General features: G+C 59.2%; 15 protein-coding genes. 9 read left to right on the top strand and 6 right to left on the bottom strand.

Annotated elements, in window-relative coordinates; translation table 11 throughout:
* Nucleotides 1-41: 41 nt before the first annotated feature.
* Entirely contained in the window at nucleotides 42-476 is a 435-nt protein-coding gene (locus tag SKTS_RS09460; protein WP_173063784.1) for a protein YgfX, read from the bottom strand.
* A 174-nt stretch (nucleotides 477-650) separates the two neighbouring features.
* Here SKTS_RS09460 and ygfZ point away from each other — a divergent pair, with 174 nt between their 5' ends.
* Nucleotides 651-1592, top strand: coding sequence for a CAF17-like 4Fe-4S cluster assembly/insertion protein YgfZ (ygfZ, locus tag SKTS_RS09465; protein WP_483316185.1), 942 nt, complete (start codon nucleotides 651-653; stop codon nucleotides 1590-1592).
* Nucleotides 1593-1596: 4 nt separating this feature from the next.
* Here ygfZ and nadB read toward each other — a convergent pair whose 3' ends face one another.
* Nucleotides 1597-3183 (bottom strand): L-aspartate oxidase, encoded by a 1587-nt coding sequence (gene nadB / locus SKTS_RS09470; protein WP_244617300.1) that lies wholly within the window; start codon nucleotides 3181-3183, stop codon nucleotides 1597-1599.
* 199 nt (nucleotides 3184-3382) lie between these two features.
* Here nadB and rpoE point away from each other — a divergent pair, with 199 nt between their 5' ends.
* From rpoE to SKTS_RS09500, 6 genes are read left to right on the top strand one after another with little or no spacing between them, the layout of a single operon-like run.
* On the top strand, nucleotides 3383-3982 hold the full coding sequence (rpoE, locus tag SKTS_RS09475; protein ID WP_173063792.1) for an RNA polymerase sigma factor RpoE: 600 nt from the start codon (nucleotides 3383-3385) through the stop codon (nucleotides 3980-3982).
* Complete coding sequence (locus SKTS_RS09480) at nucleotides 3976-4476, top strand: sigma-E factor negative regulatory protein (protein ID WP_173063795.1); 501 nt, start codon at nucleotides 3976-3978, stop codon at nucleotides 4474-4476. The genes rpoE and SKTS_RS09480 overlap by 7 nt, the downstream gene beginning before the upstream one ends.
* The gene (locus SKTS_RS09485) at nucleotides 4473-5429 is read left to right on the top strand and encodes a MucB/RseB C-terminal domain-containing protein (protein WP_173063798.1); all 957 of its coding nucleotides are present in this window, start codon (nucleotides 4473-4475) and stop codon (nucleotides 5427-5429) included. Before SKTS_RS09480 ends, SKTS_RS09485 begins: the two co-directional genes overlap by 4 nt.
* 29 nt (nucleotides 5430-5458) lie before the next feature.
* Entirely contained in the window at nucleotides 5459-5938 is a 480-nt protein-coding gene (locus SKTS_RS09490) for a SoxR reducing system RseC family protein (protein ID WP_173063801.1), read from the top strand.
* On the top strand, nucleotides 5935-7332 hold the full coding sequence (locus tag SKTS_RS09495) for a DegQ family serine endoprotease (RefSeq protein WP_173063804.1): 1398 nt from the start codon (nucleotides 5935-5937) through the stop codon (nucleotides 7330-7332). The genes SKTS_RS09490 and SKTS_RS09495 overlap by 4 nt, the downstream gene beginning before the upstream one ends.
* Before the next feature lie 48 nt (nucleotides 7333-7380).
* Nucleotides 7381-10026: a cation-translocating P-type ATPase gene (locus tag SKTS_RS09500; RefSeq protein WP_173063807.1), complete on the top strand. Its 2646-nt coding sequence runs from the start codon at nucleotides 7381-7383 to the stop codon at nucleotides 10024-10026.
* On the opposite strand, the gene rsgA is transcribed toward SKTS_RS09500, so the two are convergent.
* From rsgA to SKTS_RS09515, 3 genes are all read right to left on the bottom strand, one after another.
* Nucleotides 10016-10882: a ribosome small subunit-dependent GTPase A gene (gene rsgA, locus SKTS_RS09505; protein WP_173063810.1), complete on the bottom strand. Its 867-nt coding sequence runs from the start codon at nucleotides 10880-10882 to the stop codon at nucleotides 10016-10018. The two genes, SKTS_RS09500 and rsgA, sit on opposite strands and share 11 nt — an antisense overlap.
* A 102-nt stretch (nucleotides 10883-10984) precedes the next feature.
* On the bottom strand, nucleotides 10985-11293 hold the full coding sequence (locus tag SKTS_RS09510) for a cytochrome c (protein ID WP_244617301.1): 309 nt from the start codon (nucleotides 11291-11293) through the stop codon (nucleotides 10985-10987).
* 73 nt (nucleotides 11294-11366) lie between these two features.
* Entirely contained in the window at nucleotides 11367-12617 is a 1251-nt protein-coding gene (locus SKTS_RS09515; RefSeq protein WP_173063816.1) for a M48 family metallopeptidase, read from the bottom strand.
* A gap of 76 nt (nucleotides 12618-12693) precedes the next feature.
* On the opposite strand from SKTS_RS09515, the gene orn reads away from it, so the two are divergent.
* Both orn and glgP read left to right on the top strand, forming a co-directional pair.
* Nucleotides 12694-13242 (top strand): oligoribonuclease, encoded by a 549-nt coding sequence (gene orn / locus SKTS_RS09520; RefSeq protein ID WP_173063819.1) that lies wholly within the window; start codon nucleotides 12694-12696, stop codon nucleotides 13240-13242.
* A gap of 55 nt (nucleotides 13243-13297) precedes the next feature.
* Nucleotides 13298-15856 carry an alpha-glucan family phosphorylase gene (gene glgP / locus SKTS_RS09525; protein WP_173063821.1) on the top strand — a complete coding sequence of 853 codons (2559 nt, stop codon included), beginning with the start codon at nucleotides 13298-13300 and terminating at the stop codon, nucleotides 15854-15856.
* 21 nt (nucleotides 15857-15877) lie between these two features.
* On the opposite strand, the gene SKTS_RS09530 is transcribed toward glgP, so the two are convergent.
* Nucleotides 15878-16081, bottom strand: coding sequence for a hypothetical protein (locus tag SKTS_RS09530; protein WP_173063824.1), 204 nt, complete (start codon nucleotides 16079-16081; stop codon nucleotides 15878-15880).
* Nucleotides 16082-16091 lie beyond the last annotated feature (10 nt).

Consider the following 16091-nt stretch of genomic DNA (forward strand, 5'->3'; position numbering starts at 1 on the left):
CGATGAGGGGTTAAAAACGGGCAATTATACCAGCAAGCGCATTACCGCTTTGCCGGGTCGGCGTATTTCCAGCGCAGCAAAACCCGCAGTTTTCTCCGTCCCTCGGCATCGGCCGAATCGGGAAAAATCACGGCATGGCGCGGCATCCTGCGGCCGTCCGGCTTGAAATTGAGGACGCTGAGCCACGGCGAGGCCAGGCTGGAGCCGAGCAGTTTTGCCTCGTGCCACGCCCCGTCGCGGGTCTGGTAAGCGCATTGGCAATCCGGGCTGAAACGCAGGCGGGTAATGGAGTCCGGCGCGGCGAGCCGGCCATCGCGCCGCAGGTGAAACAGGAAGCTTGCCGCCAACAGCAGGCTGGCCGCAAGCTGCAGGGGCAATATCAACGGCATGACCCAGATCAGCAGCAGCGAAACGGCGTGTGCCGCTGCCAGCAGCATGCCAAGGGTACGCGAAGGACGGAGTTGCAGATCGAGCATGGTTTCCAGGGCTTGTAAAAAAGGCTAAAGGGCCTTATTTTAGCCGCTAATCAATCACGACTAAATTTCTCGGAAATAAATAACATGAATTTAACCTGGCAGGATTTCTTGCGCGTTGCCGGTGCGCATTTCGACAACGGGCAGCTTGTTCATTTCGGTAACCCGCAGCAGGAAATCGCGGCAGCCAGCAGCGGCACTATTCTCACCGACCTTTCTCATTTTAGCGTGATCCAGTTCTCCGGCGATGACAGCGAGACATTCCTGCAGGGGCAGTTGAGCTGCGACGTGCGCCAGGCGCTGCAAAACCATGCCCAGTTCGGCAGTTATTGCACGCCCAAGGGGCGCATGCTGGCGACGTTCCTGCTGTGGCGCAACGCCGATGGCTTCCAGATGCAGCTCCCCGCTTCATTGCGCGAGGCGATTCAAAAGCGCCTGAGCATGTACGTGCTGCGCTCCAAGGTCAAGGTGAGCGATGCCAGTGCGGTAACGGTGCGTCTCGGCATCGCCGGCCCGGGGGCTGCCGCAGCTGTGGCCGAGTTGGGCGGCGCAGTGCCGGAAGAAGACTACACAGTGGCCCAAGTAGGTCCGGCGAACGTGATTCGTCTGTCGGGCCAGCGTTTCGAGCTGGTGCTGCCTACAGAGGATGCACCCGGCGCGTGGCAGGCGTTGAGCAAGCATTGCACGCCGGCAGGTAGCGGGCGCTGGGAATGGCTCGATATCCAGGCCGGCATTCCCACCGTCACGGCCGGCACTCAGGAACAGTTCGTGCCGCAAATGGCCAACCTGGAGCTGATCGGTGGCGTGAGCTTCACCAAGGGGTGTTATCCCGGCCAGGAAATCGTGGCGCGTTCGCAGTACCTGGGCAAGGTGAAGCGTCGCATGTACCGCGCGCACCTTCAGTCCGATGTCTCGCCTCAGCCTGGTGATGTCTTGTTTGGCCAAGGACCATCTGAGCAATCCGGCGGCATGGTTGTGAATACACAGCCTGCGCCTGAGGGCGGGTTTGATATGCTGGCCGTGATACTTAACGCCAGCCTGGAATCCGGAGCCGTACACTGGAAAACCCCGGATGGGCCGGTGCTGAAGCTGCTGTCGTTGCCTTACAGCGTCGAGTAACGCCCTAGTCCGGCACCAGCACGGTGTTTTCCGCAGCGGGCAGCTGTTCCGGGTAATCGCGGCTGAAGTGCAGGCCGCGGCTTTCGTGCCGCAGCATGGCGCTATGCACGATCAGTTCGGCGGTCTGCACCAGGTTGCGCAGCTCGATCAGGTCGTTGCTGACGCGGAAATTGCTGTAATACTCGTCGATCTCTTCCTGCAGCAGCTTGATGCGTTTCAGGGCGCGCTGCAGGCGCTTGCTGGTGCGCACGATGCCGACGTAATCCCACATGAAACGGCGCAATTCGTCCCAGTTGTGGGAAATGATGATTTCCTCGTCGGCGTCGGTGACGCGGCTTTCGTCCCATTCCGCCAGGGGCTGCAGCGGGCCGTCCGGCTGCTGCAGGATATCCCGTGCGGCAGCCTGGGCGAACACGATGCATTCCAGCAGCGAATTGCTTGCCAGCCGGTTGGCGCCATGCAGCCCGGTATGGGCGACTTCGCCTATGGCGTAAAGATTGTGGATGTCGGTGCGGCCGCGCTGATCGGTCATGATGCCGCCGCAGGTGTAATGCGCGGCGGGAACCACGGGGATGGGGTCCTTCGTGATGTCGATGCCCAGCTCCAGGCAGCGCGCATAAATATTGGGAAAGTGCTCCTTGAGAAAGGCTTCCGGCTTGTGCGAAATGTCGAGATAGACGCAATCCAGGCCGCGCTTTTTCATTTCGAAGTCGATGGCCCTGGCGACCACGTCGCGCGGCGCCAGTTCGGCGCGGCTATCGTGAGCGGGCATGAAGCGCGTGCCGTCGGGCAGCTTGAGCAAGCCGCCTTCGCCGCGCACCGCTTCGGTGATAAGGAAGGACTTGGCGTGGGGGTGGTACAGGCAGGTGGGATGAAACTGGATGAATTCCATGTTGGCCACCCGGCAACCGGCGCGCCAGCCCATGGCCACGCCGTCCCCGGCCGCGACGTCGGGGTTGGTGGTGTAGAGATAAACCTTGCCCGCGCCGCCCGTAGCCAGCGCGACATGCTGGGCGGAAAGGGTGACCACTTTCCCGGAGCTGTTGTCGAGGGCGTACAGCCCGAAGCAGCGATTGGCCAGCGCCGGTTCCTTGAGGCCCAGCTTTTTCCCGGTGATGAGGTCGATGGCGATGTGCTCTTCCAGCAGGGTGATGTTGGGGTGCGTCTTGATCTGTGCCGACAGGGTCAGCTGCACCGCAGCGCCGGTGGCGTCGGCGGCGTGCACGATGCGGCGGTGGCTATGGCCGCCTTCGCGCGTGAGGTGGAGTTCCTCGGCATGCAGTTCGTCATGGCTGAACTGTACGCCTTGCTCGAGCAGCCATTCGATCGCCGGTTTGCCGTGCTCCACGACGAAACGCGTCATGCTTTCGCTGCACAATCCGGCTCCGGCGACCAGGGTGTCCTGCACATGCGACTGGATTGAGTCATCATCACCCAGCACGGCGGCGATCCCGCCCTGCGCCCAGTTGCTGGCGCCATCGAGCAGGGCCTTTTTGGTGATCAGGCCGATTTTCTTGTGCGCGGCCAGTTGCAGGGCGAGCGTCATGCCAGCTAGTCCGCTGCCGATAATAACCACGTCGAATTGTTTCACACCCGGTCCTGTACAAAATGAAAGCGGGAAAATCATACCATGCAGCCTATTGCCTACGCGCAATCCCACCCAAGGTTGCGTGAACTAATTACATATAACTGCTGTCTTTGGTTGAGGCGTTTGATGGATTGTGTCTATCCGGCATAATGCAGCGAAAGCGCTATACTAAAAATAAATAGCATCAGGGAGCGAAACCCATATGGGTGACCGGGAAATTGACCAGCAACTGGTCGAGCGTGCGCAACGCGGTGACAAGCACGCCTTCGAGTTGCTGGTGGCCAAGTATCAGCGCAAGCTGGCGCGGCTGTTGTCGCGCTTTATTCGCGACGCCGCGGAGGTCGAGGATGTGTCGCAGGAGGCCTTTATCAAGGCTTACCGCGCCTTGCCTTCGTTCCGGGGCGAGAGTGCGTTCTATACATGGCTGTATCGCATCGGCATCAATACCGCCAAGAATTACCTGGTGGCGCAAGGGCGGCGCGCGCCGACCGTGACTGTGTACGACAATGAAGAAGCCGAAGGCTTCGAGGGCGGCGACGAGTTGCGCGATATCAATACGCCCGAGAATGCAATGATGAGTAAACAAATTGCTGAAACTGTGAACTCCGCGGTGGACGCATTGCCAGAAGAGTTAAGAACCGCGATTACCCTGCGCGAGATCGAGGGTTTGAGTTACGAAGATATTGCACAGGTCATGAATTGCCCAATTGGTACGGTGCGATCGCGTATTTTTCGTGCACGCGATGCGATTTCGGAAAAGCTGCGACCACTGCTGGACACGCAAGGAGACAAGAGATGGTAAGGACTAACGAGAAAATTTCACAGCTGATGGATGGCGAGTTGGACGATGCGGAAGCGCAGCGTTTCTTCGCCGCATTGCAGGATTCCGAAGCGCAACGTGAGTGGCAGGCCTACCATCTGATCGGCGATGTTTTACGCGACACTTCAGTAGTTTCCGACGATTTTATGGGGCGCTTCAGTGAGCGTCTGGCTGGTGAGCCGACCGTGCTCGCGCCGCATCGCACGTCCAGGCACAACACACGCACCATAGCCTTGTCCGCCGCTGCTTCCGTGACGGCGGTGGGGTTGGTGGTGTGGGCGGTTTTGCAGACGGGTGCTGTGCATGCTCCACCCGCAGACCTGGCCATGGCGAAAGCGCAGCAGGTCGAACTTGCGAGCGCCGATGTCAATCCTTACCTGCTCGCGCATCAGGAATACTCGCCCAGCGTAGCCATGGAGGGTGTAGCCCCTTATATCCGCACGGTTTCCGAAACCCGTGAGGTCGCCGCCCGATGAGAAAGTTGCGTCATGTATTGCTGATGCTGATATTTTTGCCAGGGGTAGCCCTGGCGGAGAAGGCCGGCGGAGACGGTACGGCCTGGCTGCAGAAGATGGCGTCTGCTGCTCACCTTATCAATTACAGCGGCACTTTCGTCTATCGTCACGACGGTTACATGGAAACTTCCCGCATCTTGCATGTTTCGGATGCGAGCGGCGAGCATGAAAAGCTCGAAGTGCTGGATGGTCCGCCGCGCGAGATCGTGCGCAACAACGATGAAGTAATCTGCTACATGCCGGAAAGTAAGGCTGTGGTCGTGGAAAAGCGCAAGTCGCACAAGAGTTTTCCGGCCCTTTTGCCCGTACAGCTGGCGGGCATCGCTGAAAACTACACGATCAAACTGGGCAGCGTGGAGCGCGTGGCCGGATACGATTGTCAGAACGTCATGCTGGAACCGCGCGATGTTTACCGTTACGGACACCGCCTGTGCGCCGACAGCGCCAGCGGGCTGTTGCTCAAGGCCAGCACCCTGAATGAGAAAAACGAAGTCGTGGACCAGTTTTTCTTCACCCAGGCCAGCATCGGCGGCACTATCGATCCTGAACAGCTGAAATCGAAATATGCGGCAAAGCCACAGGTAAGCATACAAAACACGCAAACAGAGGTCGACCCCGGCTGGCTGATCAAATCGCCGCCTGCGGGGTTCAAGAAAATCATGGCCTTGAAACGTTCCTTTCCCGGCAAGAAATTCCCCACCAATCATCTGGTTTTTTCCGATCAACTGGCAGCGGTATCCGTGTTCATCGAGCCGCTCGCCGGCATACTGAAACCAGTATCCGGACTTTCCAGCCAGGGCGCCATCAACGTTTATACCAAGGCCGTAGGCGAATATCAGGTAACGGTACTGGGCGAAGTGCCGGCCGCCACCGTGACGCAAATCGGCAATTCGGTGTCATTTGTCGCAAAATAGACCAGGGCAATAAAGCGGCGGGGTTTCACATGTTGGAAGCAGAAGGCGTGATCGTGAAAATCGGGCAGGAGGGCGTGTTTGTGGAAACTTCACGCGTCCCGGCCTGTGGCAGCTGCAGCAGCAAGGAAGGCTGCGGCACGTCCACCCTGAGCCAGCTTCTGGGCAGCAAATCTTCCTCTTTCAAGGTACTCAACCCGATTGGCGCTGCGCTGGGAGAGCGCGTGGTGATCGGCATGGAAGAAGCGGCCCTGCTCAAGAGTTCTGTGCTGGTGTACCTGGTTCCCCTGGCATTCCTGATGGCGGGCGCCATATTGGGAGGGTGGCTGGCGCCGGCGCATTTAAAGGATGCCTACGCCATTGGCGGCGTGCTCGTCGGGCTGGTTCTGGGTTTTGTAGCCTTGAAATGGATCAGCGCCAGTGCGGGAGAGAACAGGCAGTTCCAGCCTGTCATCCTGCGGCGGGTTTTTCCTCAAAACGTGGTCAAATTTGCAGGAGGTCGTGAACGATGAATCGCTTATTCGCCTTGTTTGCACTTTTTGTTTCCCTGACTGCGACTTCCTACGCCAGGGATTTGCCGGACTTTACCGAACTGGCAGCAAAATGCGGCACTGCGGTGGTGAATGTCAGTACCACGCAGACCATGCGCAATGCGAATATTTTTCACCAGATGCCGAATCTGTCCGAAGACGACCCGATGTTCGATTTCTTCCGGCGCTTCATGCAGCCAGGCAGAGGGCCGCATGGGCAGCGCGAATTGCAGACGCGCTCCCTGGGCTCGGGCTTCATCATCAGTCAGGACGGTTACATCCTGACCAATGCCCATGTGGTGGATGCGGCGGATGAAGTGACAGTGCGCCTTACCGACAAGCGCGAGTTCACCGCCAAGGTCATCGGCAGCGACCTGAGAACCGACGTGGCCTTGATCAAGATCGAGGCGAACAACTTGCCCGTGGTAACGATCGGCAAGCCGGAACAGCTCAAGGTGGGCGAATGGGTTGCTGCAATCGGTTCGCCTTTCGGCTTCGACAACAGCATCACGGCCGGAATCGTCAGCGCCAAGGGCCGCTCGCTGCCGCAGGAAAATTATGTGCCTTTCATCCAGACCGATGTGGCGATCAACCCCGGTAATTCAGGTGGCCCGCTATTCAACATGAAAGGCGAGGTGGTCGGCATCAACTCCCAAATACTGAGTCGTACCGGTGGATACATGGGCGTGTCCTTTGCCATCCCCATCGACGTGGCGATGGACATCAGCGACCAGTTGCGCGCCAGCGGCAAGGTCAACCGCGGATGGCTGGGTGTGGCGATCCAGGAAGTGACCAGGGAACTGGCGGAATCGTTCGGGATGAGCCGGCCTATGGGTGCGCTGATAGTCAGCGTGGAAAAAGGCGGTCCGGCGGACAAGGCAGGGCTCGCGGCGAGCGACGTGGTGCTCAAGCTGGATGGCAAGGTCGTCGAGAATTCCGGCGAACTTCCCAGGCTCGTCGCAGCGGTCAAACCGGGAAAACGCGTGCTGCTGCAGGTCTGGCGCAAAGGGGCAAGCAAGGATGTCGCGCTGATCGTGGGCGAGTTGCCGGGTGAGAAAAGCGTGAGTCGTTCCGGAAAACTCGGGAAAACGCCCGGCAAGCTCGGGCTAAGCCTGAGCGAACTCAACGATGCGCAGAAGAAAGAACTGCAAATCGGCAACGGCCTGCTGGTGGAGAGCGCTGAAGGCGCCGCGGCAATGGCGGGCGTGATCAGCGGCGATATCATTTTGGCGGTGAACAACCAGGACGTGAAGAGTTTGCAGCAATTTGTGGACCTGTTGAAACAGTTTGCTTCAGGGCGTGTCGTTGCCTTGCGTATTTTGCGCGGCGACCGTTCGATGTTCGTGACCATCCGCATAAACGGCAAAAAACCCTAAATTTCCGGGATGCCGGGTTAACGGCATATTCCCGGCGAACCGGCGGCGATGAAAATCCATCACTTGACCGCGGAAGATGCCTTCGCCAGCCTGCATAGCGGGCCGGACGGACTCGCCGTGGCGGAGGCCGCGCGCCGTTTGATCGAGTTCGGTCCCAACCAGGTTGAATCCCTGCCGCTTGAGCCACTCTGGCTCAAGTTTCTCAAAGGTTTTATCCACTTCTTTGCCCTGATCCTGTGGTTCGCCGCAGCACTGGCTTTTGTCGCCGAATGGCGTGCACCGGGTCAGGGGATGGCCATGATGGGCTATGCCATCCTCGGCGTCATCCTGATCAACGGGCTTTTTTCATTCTGGCAGGAATACCGCGCCGAACGCGCCTTGTCGGCGCTACTCAAGCTGCTGCCGAGCCAGGTCAAGGTGACGCGGGGCGGAGGAGTGGAGCAGGTCGAAGCGGCGCGCTTGGTGCCGGGTGATCTGGTCCTGTTGCAGGAAGGCGACAACGTGCCCGCCGATTGTCGCGTGGTCGAGGCCTATGGCCTGCGCGTCAATACCGCCACAGTCACTGGAGAGTCCCTTCCCAAAGCGTGCGATGCCGGTCCCAGCAACGTGGAAGAGTTGCTGCACAGCAAAAACATGCTGCTGGCAGGTACCTCTGTGGTGGCCGGAGAAGGCAAGGCGGTGGTGTTCACCACTGGCATGAATACCGAATTCGGCAAAATTGCTCACCTTACCCAAGCACCCAAGGAGCGTTTTTCGCCCTTACAACGCGAAATCGTCCACCTTTCCCACCTGGTGGCGGGCCTGTCGATCGGGCTGGGGGTGGTTTTTTTCTTTATTGGCCAGGCGATGGGCCTGTCCTTTTGGGAAAATTTTATTTTTGCCATCGGGATTATCGTCGCCAACGTGCCGGAAGGTCTGTTACCCACCGTGACCCTCTCGCTGGCCATGGCGACCCAGCGCATGGCGAGGCGCAACGCACTGGTACGCCATTTGCCGTCGGTTGAGACACTGGGCTCGGCAACGGTCATCTGTACCGACAAAACCGGCACGCTGACGCTCAACCAGATGAAAGTAAAAAAGCTTTTCATCGACGGGACTTACAAGACTCCCCAGAGCTTGCTTGAACACCCGGAGCCGCACCGGGAGCTTCTCGCCGCGGCACGCTATTGTCACATGCTGAATCGCAAGGACGACGGCACCTGGCTGGGCGATCCGATGGAAGTGGCGCTGGTGCAGATGTCCGAGCAAGTCAACGGCGTGTGGCCTGATCTGCCGGTTCTGGACGAAGTGCCCTTCGACGCCGACCGCAAGCGTATGTCCACGCTGTACCGGACGGCCAGCGAGCAGGTGCTTTATACCAAGGGTGCGCTACAGACGGTCATGCCGCTCTGCACCCATATCGAAACCGAGAGCGGCAGCGTGGCGCTTGGCACGGAGGCGCGGGAAGCCCTGTCGCGCGCCGAACAGGAGCTGGCCGAGCAGGGGTTGCGGGTGCTGGCCTTCGCGTCCCGCAAGGTGACGCAGGGCGAGGCCCACGAGCAACTGGAAAGCGGCCTTACGCTGAGCGGCCTGGTGGGGCTGGAGGATCCGCCGCGTGCGGAGGTGGCTGAAGCCGTACGCAAGTGCCACGCCGCGGGCATCAAGGTGATTATCGTCACCGGTGACCATCCCCATACCGCCGTGGCCATCGCGCGCGAAATCGGGCTGTGTACTGCACCGCTGGTGGTGACGGGTGATGACATGCAGCACCTTTCCTCAGCCCAGCTGCAGCTCAAGCTCGATGCGCCGGAGATTATTTTCGCGCGGCTCAAGGCCGACCAGAAAATGCGCATCGTCCTCGCGCTGCAGAAGAAGGGCCATATCGTGGCAGTGACCGGGGATGGCGTGAACGATGCGCCGGCGCTGAAAAAGGCGGATATCGGCATCGCCATGGGCATTGCCGGCACCGATGTGGCGAAAGAGGCGGCGGATATGGTCCTGCTCGACGACAATTTCGCCAGCATCGTGGCGGCGATCGAGGAGGGGCGTGCGGTATTCGACAATATCCGCAAATTCCTGACCTATATTCTTACGTCCAATATTCCGGAAGTCGTGCCCTATCTGGCCTTTGTACTGTTCAAGATACCCTTGCCGCTGACCGTTATTCAGATTCTGGCGGTGGATCTGGGTACCGACATGCTGCCAGCCCTTGGCCTGGGAACGGAGAAACCTCACGCCGGAATCATGCAGAAACCGCCCCGGGCGCGGGGAGAACGCTTGCTCAACCGTGCCTTGTTATTGCGTGCCTACCTGTTTCTCGGCATTTTGGAAGCGGCGGCGGCGCTGGCCGCCTTTTTCTGGGTGCTGCATGGTGGCGGATGGCAGTACGGCATTAAATTGCCGCATCATGAGGCGCTTTATCTCCAGGCGACCACCGCCACTTTGAGCGCTATCATCGTGATGCAGGTCGTCAACGTATTCGTCTGCCGCAGCGACCGCGATTCTATATTTTCCGGCAGATTCTTCGACAACCGACTGATTCTCGCCGGCGTGGCAGCGGAAATTACCCTGATCCTGCTGATCGACTATACCCCGTGGGGCAATGCGCTGTTCGGCACGTTGCCGATTGCGGGGGAAGTGTGGTTGTTGCTGATCCCCATGGCCCTGGCCATGCTGGCGCTGGAGGAGTTGAGGAAGTGGTGGGTCAGGCGTTAACCAGCTTGTGGAACGCCGCCAGGCGCCGTCGGTGGATGCTGCCTGCTTCCACGGCCGCGAGTACGGCGCAGCCCGGTTCAGAGCGGTGATGGCAGTTGTTGAATTTGCATTGACCGAGGTAGGGGCGGAACTCGATGAAGGCGTGGTCGATCTCTTCAGGCTTGAGATGATGCAGGCCAAATTCCTGCAGGCCGGGGGAATCGATGATGTGGCTGTCGGGGTCTAGGTGGTAGATCTTGGCAAAAGTGGTGGTGTGTTTGCCGGAATCCAGCGTTTTGGATATTTCCCGTGTTTCAAGATTAATGCCGGGGAACAGTGCATTGATGATGCTCGATTTTCCCATGCCGGATTGTCCCACCAGCACGCTGGTTTCGCCTTCCAGGAAAGGCCGCAATGGCGCGATGTCGCTGTGGGCGCAGAGTGTCAGCAGGGGGTAGCCAAGATTCCGGTAGGGTTGCAGCGTTTCCATGGCGCGCGCCGTCTCGGCGACCAGATCGGCTTTGTTGAGCACGATCAGCGCCTTGATCTTGGCTGCTTCCGCGGCCACCAGGCAGCGATTCACCAGGTCTTCGTAGAAGCTCGGCACGGCTGCCAGCACGATGATGATCTGCGTGACATTGGCGGCAATGATTTTTTCCCGGAAGGCATCGGAGCGGTAGAGCAGGGACTGGCGCGGCTGTATGGCTTCGATAACGCCCTGGTCGGGTGACGTGAGGGCGATGCGTACCCGGTCACCGCAGGCCGCCCCGCTTTTCTTGCCTCGCGTGACGCAGGTGACGTGTTTTCCGTCCGGCAGTTCCACCGTGAACTGTCGGCCGTAAGCGGCAATGATTTGACCTTCGAGGCTGGTGTTCATGCTATTGCCGGATCCCTGGGTGCCGGTAAAAACAAAAAACGCCCGGTGTGCGGGCGTTTTTCAAGCGGCAAATGTCGGTTTTCCCGGAAATGTCCGCCACCATTACTTCAAATGGTAGTAAGTGGCATTGAGGTAAGCCTCGACATGGGCTTCTTCTTCCGGAAACCAGCCGGTGCCGACGTTGTGGTTGCAGGCTTTCACGCGAGCGACCAGTTGTTGTCTGTTGGTGACCTTATGGTCTGCGCGGGTGTACATCTTGCTGCCGTCTTCGCCGTATTTCGAGGCATGGCAGGCGATGCACGATTTGTCGTGCAGCGACTTGCCGATTTTGACATCGCCCTTGTCCATATCGGCAAAAGCCGGCGCAGCGCCAAACAGGGCCAGGCCCAGGATGACAAGAAAAATTTTCATGAGGTTCTCCATGCGAGAAAAAACAATGGTACTTACTTTATCAAATAACTCGGAATACGTGGCAGCAGATTTGTTAAATGTGTGTCATCAACGCCCGCAAATGCGCCACCCTTTGGCCCGCAGCCGGGTGCGAATCGTAAAATAATGAGTGCAGCGGGTCGGGCGTGAGCGTTGCGGCATTATCGTTGTACAGTTTTACAAGCGCGTGAATCAGTTGCTTTGCGCTGGCGTTTTCTGCCGCATAGCGGTCGGCCTCGAATTCATGCTTGCGCGACAATAGGCTCGACAGCGGGTGGAACAGGAAGGTGAACACCGGGCTGATCAGCAGGAACAGCAGCAGGGCGGTATCGGTGCTCCGCGTGGCGACGCCGAGCCCCTGGTAGAACCACGGCTGCGGCATCAGCCAGCCCAGCAGCCACAGGCCCGCCAGACTGAGGACGAACATCGCCGCAATGCGCTTGACCACGTGGCGGCGCTTGAAATGGCCGAGCTCATGCGCCAGCACCGCCTCGATTTCGTCGTGGTTGAGCCGCGACAGCAGGGTGTCGAAGAACACGATGCGCTTGGACGCGCCCAGCCCGCTGAAATAGGCGTTGCCGTGGCTGGTGCGCCGCGAGCCGTCCATGACGAACAGGCCCTGGGATTTGAAGCCGCATTTTTGCAGCAGGGTTTCGATGCGCGTGGCCAGGGCCTGGTCCTGCAGCGGCGTGAACTTGTTGAAAATGGGCGCGATTACCGTGGGGTAAAGCAACAGGATCAGCAGATTGAAGCTCATCCAGGCGAACCAGACATAGAGCCACCAGTGCGTGCCCATTTGTTCCATCAGCCATAGCATGCCGAGCAGCAGGGGGATGCCGAGTGCGGCGCCGATCAGCGTCTGCTTGAGCAGATCGGCGAGAAACAGGCCGATCGTCATCTTGTTGAAATTGAAGCGTGCGTCAATGACGAACGTGCGGTACAGGCTGAGCGGGAGTTCCAGCAAGCTGGAAATCACCAGGACGCTGGCGATCAGCGCCACGCCGCGCCACAGGCCGGCGCCCAGCAATCCCTGCCAGAAATCGGCGAGTGCCTGGATGCCGCCGCCGAGGGTGAAAACAAGCAGCAGTGCTGCGTCCACGATGATGTGCGCAACGCCGAGGCGGGTCTTGGCGCAGGAGTAGTCCGCCGCTTTCTGGTGCGACTCAAGCCCGATATGTTCGGCAAAATCCGGCGGCACGGTGTCGCGATGCGAGCGAACATGGCGCAAATGGCGTTGTGCCAACCATAAACGGGTTGCGGTGGTAAGGAGCAGTGCGGCAATGAAAATCAGGGTAAAAACGGGCATGAAGGCTCAATGGACAAGGTGACGCATAAACGGGGTCATGCAACAATATGCGGATTAATTCGCGCGGGACAAGAGTATGGCACAAGAAAACAGCAACCACCTTATCTGGCTGGACATGGAGATGAGCGGCCTCAGCCCGGAAAACGACCGCATTCTCGAGGTCGCCCTAGTGGTGACCGATGCTCAGTTGAATACTGTGGCGGAAGCGCCGGTGCTGGTGGTGCACCAGTCCGACGCAGTGCTGAACGGCATGGACAACTGGAACAAGGGCACGCACGGCAAATCCGGCCTGATCGACAAGGTCAAGGCATCCCGGCTGGGCGATGCCGAGGTGGAAGCGCTGATGATCGATTTTCTCCAGCAGCACGTCGGTGCGGGGAAATCGCCCATGTGCGGCAACTCCATCTGCCAGGACCGGCGTTTCATGGCCAAGTACATGCCCAAGCTGGAAGCCTACTTCCACTACCGCAACCTGGATGTGAGTACCATCAAGGAACTGGCGCGGCGCTGGCAGCCGTCGCTGTATGACGGCTTCAAGAAGGAAAACAAGCACGAAGCGCTGGCGGATATTTATGAATCCATCAACGAACTCAAGTATTACCGCGAGCACTTCATCAAGGTTTGATTGCGGGCATGGGATTTGCATGCCCGGTACCGGTTGTCACGACTGAAGGATAAACATGAAACAAGGCACGACGTTCACTCTCGAAGTCAATCCCAAGATCCCGCGCAAGCTGATTCGCCTGGAAGAGCTTGCCAACAACCTCTGGTACAGTTGGGACAAGCCGACCCGCACCCTGTTCGCGCGCCTGCATCCCGGGCTGTGGGATGCGGTGGCGCACAACCCGAAGGTTTTCCTGCGCCGCGTCGACGAAAAGCGCCTGCTGGACGCGGTCGAAGACCAGGTGTTCCTGGCTACCTACAACCGCGTTCTGTCGGCATTCGACACCTACCACCACGAGATGGTGCACCATAACGGTGAGGCACATCTCAAGGAAGTCGACCTGGTGGCTTATTTCTGCGCCGAATTCGGTTTTCACGAGAGCTTCCCCATCTATTCCGGCGGGCTGGGTATTCTTGCCGGCGACCACTGCAAGGCGGCCAGCGACATGTACGTGCCCTTCGTGGCGGTCGGCCTGCTGTACCGTCAGGGTTACTTCACCCAGACCATAGACAACGACGGGAACCAGATCGCGACTCATACCGACTCGGACTTCGCCGATTTGCCGGTTGCGCCGGCGCTGCGCGACGACGGCAGCGAGGTGCACATCACCGTGGAACTGCCGGGAAGGCAGGTGACGGTAAAAGTCTGGCAGGCCATCGCGGGGCACGTGCGCCTGTACCTGCTCGATACCGACCTGGAAGTAAATGCCCCCGAAGACCGCGATATTGCGCACCAGCTTTATGGCGGCGACCGGACCATGCGCTTGATGCAGGAAATCATTCTGGGTGTAGGCGGCGTAAGAGCGTTGCAGGAACTGGGCCTGAAGCCGTCGGTGTGGCACATCAACGAAGGCCATGCGGCTTTCCTCATTCTGGAACGGGTGCGCCAACTGGTAACCAGGCAGGGCCTGGATTTTGCCAGCGCGCTTGAAGCCGTGGCCGCCAATACCGTGTTTACCACCCATACCCCGGTGCCGGCGGGGCACGATCACTTTACCGAGAAGATGATCACGGACTATTTCCAGAGTTTCTGCCTCGATTTGAAAATCAGCACGGCCGATCTCATGAATCTGGGCCTGACGCCGGAAAGCCCGGAATTCAACATGACGGCGCTGGCGATTCGCGGTTCGCGCCACCAGAACGGGGTGAGCCGGATTCACGGCAAGGTTTCCTCGCATATCTGTTCGACGCTGTGGCCGGATGTGCTGCCGGAAGAGAACCCCATGTCGCATGTCACCAATGGTGTGCATGTGGCGACCTTCCTGGCACAGGAATGGGCCGACCTGTTCGATAACGTATTCGGTTATGAGTGGCGCCACCGCCTGTCGGACCCGGGATTCTGGAGCCGCATCGACGAGATTCCGGATCAGCTGTTCTGGAGCGTGCGCCAGTCGCTCAAGGCGCAGATGCTGCAATTGGTCCGCTTCCGCAAGAGCGCCCAGCACTTCCGCCAGCACGGCAGCGAATCCCACCTGGACCGGGTACTGAAGCACGTCGACAGTTTCGACCCCAATGTGCTTACCATCGGTTTCGCGCGCCGTTTTGCCACTTACAAGCGCGCCGCGCTGTTGTTCGAGAACCTCACCTGGCTCAAGGAAATCATCTCCGATACCAATCGTCCGGTGGTCTTCCTCTTTGCCGGCAAGGCCCACCCGGCCGACCAGCCCGGACAGGACCTGATCCGCCAGATCACCAGCATTTCCCACATGCCCGAGTTCGAGGGCAAGGTGTTGATGGTGGAAGGCTATGATCTCGGCCTGGCGCGGCGCTTGGTGTCGGGCGTGGATGTATGGCTCAATAACCCGGTTTACCCGCTGGAGGCGAGCGGCACATCCGGCATGAAGGCAGGCATGAACGGCGCCATCAATCTGTCCGTCCTGGATGGCTGGTGGGGCGAAGGTTACGATGGTACCAACGGCTGGGCGATCAAACCTGCGCCGACCTACATGGAGGATTATCGCCGCAACAAGGAGGAGTCTCAGACCTTGTACGAAATACTCCAGGACCGTGTGCTGCCCGCCTACTACGAGCGTGGCAAAATGGGCTATTCGCCCGACTGGGTGAAGATGTCCAAGCGTTCCATGGCCACTATCCTGCCGCGTTTCAATTCAGCCCGCATGGTGGGCGAATATGTCAGCAAATTCTATGTGCCCGCCAGCCATCAGGGGCGACGCTATGAGCAAGAAAATTTCGCCGGCGCGAAGCTTTTGTCTGCATGGAAAAATAGAATTCGCAGCGCTTGGCCGGACGTCTCCCTGCGCCTCTTGTACAACGCGTCCAAACGCATCCACTTCGGCGATGCGGTGAGATTCGACGTGGCACTCAAGATGAAGGGGCTGGAAGCGGACGATGTGCTGGTGGAATTGCTGCTGCGCCGGCCCAACAAGCAGGACATGTCGGATTACCTGCACTTCACCTTCAGTTTCCAGAACATGAACGCGGAAACGGGCGAGCATTTCTTCTCGCTCGAATTGTCGCCCGATCTGTGCGGCAGACTGGATTACAAAATCCGCGCTTACCCGTCCCACGAACTGCTGACGCACCCGCTGGAAATGGGACTGATGCAATGGCTGTAATGCTGGGAGCCCCTGATCAAGTCAAACGCGGTCGCGACGTGGTTTTGCGGGTGCCATGCAAGAAGTGAGGTGCGCCGTGCAGTCACTCTGCACCAGCGCCTCGCGACGCCGCATGGCGCCCGCAAAACCACGTCCCTCCGGGTTACATCGAAAACGGACTTGCGCCGCGTTGCGCTCCTCGGCGTCGTAGGCTCGGCTACGACCTTCGTCGCGCGCCTTGCTCAAGCCCGTTTTC

The sequence above is a fragment of the Sulfurimicrobium lacus genome, assembly GCF_011764585.1.
Lineage (GTDB): Bacteria > Pseudomonadota > Gammaproteobacteria > Burkholderiales > Sulfuricellaceae > Sulfurimicrobium > Sulfurimicrobium lacus.

Bases quoted from the DNA above. Each gene is read 5' to 3' on its own strand.
- SKTS_RS09510 (WP_244617301.1), bottom strand. From the start codon at position 11,293: ATGAAAATTTTTCTTGTCATCCTGGGCCTGGCCCTGTTTGGCGCTGCG.
- orn (WP_173063819.1), top strand. From the start codon at position 12,694: ATGGCACAAGAAAACAGCAACCACCTTATCTGGCTGGACATGGAGATG.
- SKTS_RS09495 (WP_173063804.1), top strand. From the start codon at position 5,935: ATGAATCGCTTATTCGCCTTGTTTGCACTTTTTGTTTCCCTGACTGCG.
- SKTS_RS09460 (WP_173063784.1), bottom strand. From the start codon at position 476: ATGCTCGATCTGCAACTCCGTCCTTCGCGTACCCTTGGCATGCTGCTG.
- SKTS_RS09480 (WP_173063795.1), top strand. From the start codon at position 3,976: ATGGTAAGGACTAACGAGAAAATTTCACAGCTGATGGATGGCGAGTTG.
- rpoE (WP_173063792.1), top strand. From the start codon at position 3,383: ATGGGTGACCGGGAAATTGACCAGCAACTGGTCGAGCGTGCGCAACGC.
- glgP (WP_173063821.1), top strand. From the start codon at position 13,298: ATGAAACAAGGCACGACGTTCACTCTCGAAGTCAATCCCAAGATCCCG.
- SKTS_RS09485 (WP_173063798.1), top strand. From the start codon at position 4,473: ATGAGAAAGTTGCGTCATGTATTGCTGATGCTGATATTTTTGCCAGGG.
- rsgA (WP_173063810.1), bottom strand. From the start codon at position 10,882: ATGAACACCAGCCTCGAAGGTCAAATCATTGCCGCTTACGGCCGACAG.
- SKTS_RS09515 (WP_173063816.1), bottom strand. From the start codon at position 12,617: ATGCCCGTTTTTACCCTGATTTTCATTGCCGCACTGCTCCTTACCACC.
- SKTS_RS09490 (WP_173063801.1), top strand. From the start codon at position 5,459: ATGTTGGAAGCAGAAGGCGTGATCGTGAAAATCGGGCAGGAGGGCGTG.
- SKTS_RS09500 (WP_173063807.1), top strand. From the start codon at position 7,381: ATGAAAATCCATCACTTGACCGCGGAAGATGCCTTCGCCAGCCTGCAT.